Here is a 1,493-nt window from a genome sequence, read left to right on the forward strand (position 1 = left end):
GCTGATCGGCAGCTTGATGGTGCGCGTATCGACGCCGAGCGGGTATGGCGGGCGATGATGGCCTATCCGTTCGATGGGCCCTCGGTCGTCGGTGCGGCCTCGGTGGATCAGGTGGCTCGGGAATCGGCGCTGGTGCGGGATCTGTACGGCCGGTGCGACTACGCCGGGGCGCTGCGCCGGCTGGTGGACCTCGTTCCCGCCCTGCACGGGGTGAACGACCGGCGGGCGGCGTACCGGTTGATGGTGCCGGTGTACGGGGTGGCGATGGGTTCGTTGCTGAACGTGGGCTACTCGGCCCACGCCTGGTTGGCAGCGGAGCGTTCGGCCGAGGCTTCGCACCTGCTTGATGAGCCGGTTGCGGCGGGGGTGGCGGCGGCGAATCGGGCGCGGGTGGCGGCCTACACCGGCGCGTACGGCCCGGCCCGGGCGTACTGCGATCGGGCCGGTGCGGACCTGGAAGGCAGTAGCGCGGACACGGCGTCGGATGTGCTCGGGTTCCTGCACCTGGCCCGCGCGCATCACCTCGCCGGTATGAAGAATCAGGCCGCCGCCGAGGGGCATCTCGACGAGGCGGCGCGGATCGCCGCGCACACCGGGGAGACGACGAGCTGGGACCTGCTGTGGGGGCCGAGCAACGTGGCGTTGTGGCGGATGGCCTACCTGCTCGACACCGGACGCCCGCAGGAGGCGTTGCTGGCGGCTGCCGGGGTCGCGGTTGGGGAGTTGCCGGCGGTGCGGCAGGTGTACTACTGGCTAGACATGGCCCGCGCGATGGTGGCGGCTGAACGGGAGCGTGACGCGGTGCGGATGCTACTGGCGGCCGAGCGGGTCGGCCCGCAGCACACCCGGTCATCGACGGCGGCGCGAGAAATCGCCCGTGGGCTGCTGCGCCGAGGGCTTGTCTCCACCGAACTGCGGGGCCTGTGGGAGCGTATGGGCGTCTCCGGCCAGTAGTGGTGCGTAAGTGTTCCAACACGCACCGTGCCGTCTCTAGCGTTCCGATCAGGACACGACGGCAGGAAGCACCCGCTGCGCCGACTGTGTCCGCCGGGTGGCGGCGTCATCCCGAGTGCGACGCCTGACAGCCGCGCTGCCGTCGCCACCCTCCCACCCGTGACGAGGGAGGCGGAACCTGTGGCGATCTGGTCCGAGCTGCGCGACATCATGCGGTGGCTGCTACGGCGCGCGGACTCACCTCCGCCGCCCGGAATTGGCCAGCGCCACCAGGCCGCTGAGCAGGCGGTGGCGCAGCGAAGGTTGCTCGACCAGGCGAAGCAGTTGCGGGACACGCAGTGGCACCGCGAGCCAACCCCGACCCCGACGACGCTGTGCCTACGCACCAGTGACGGGACGAGGGGCCACCGGTGAACCCAGCGCGGGCAGGTTCTCCTGCCATGCCAACTTCGAGCAGGCGGCGCGTCTCGTACGATGAGTACCTGTCGGCCACCGCATTGACGTTTGCCCGGCGGCATCGGCCCGTGTGGTCGTGGCAA

At 70.8% G+C, this 1,493-nt stretch carries 2 protein-coding genes; both read left to right on the forward strand.

All coding sequences use genetic code 11. From position 1 onward, the window contains the following. The coding region (locus ACFHWY_RS28435) for an XRE family transcriptional regulator (protein WP_416583318.1) at nt 1–954 on the forward strand (954 nt) is incomplete at its 5' end. Between the two features lie 180 nt (nt 955–1,134). After that, entirely contained in the window at nt 1,135–1,368 is a 234-nt protein-coding gene (locus ACFHWY_RS28440; RefSeq protein ID WP_416583319.1) for a hypothetical protein, read from the forward strand. Nucleotides 1,369–1,493: the final 125 nt, after the last annotated feature.

This window comes from Micromonospora sp. LOL_024 (assembly GCF_048060415.1).
GTDB lineage: Bacteria > Actinomycetota > Actinomycetes > Mycobacteriales > Micromonosporaceae > Micromonospora.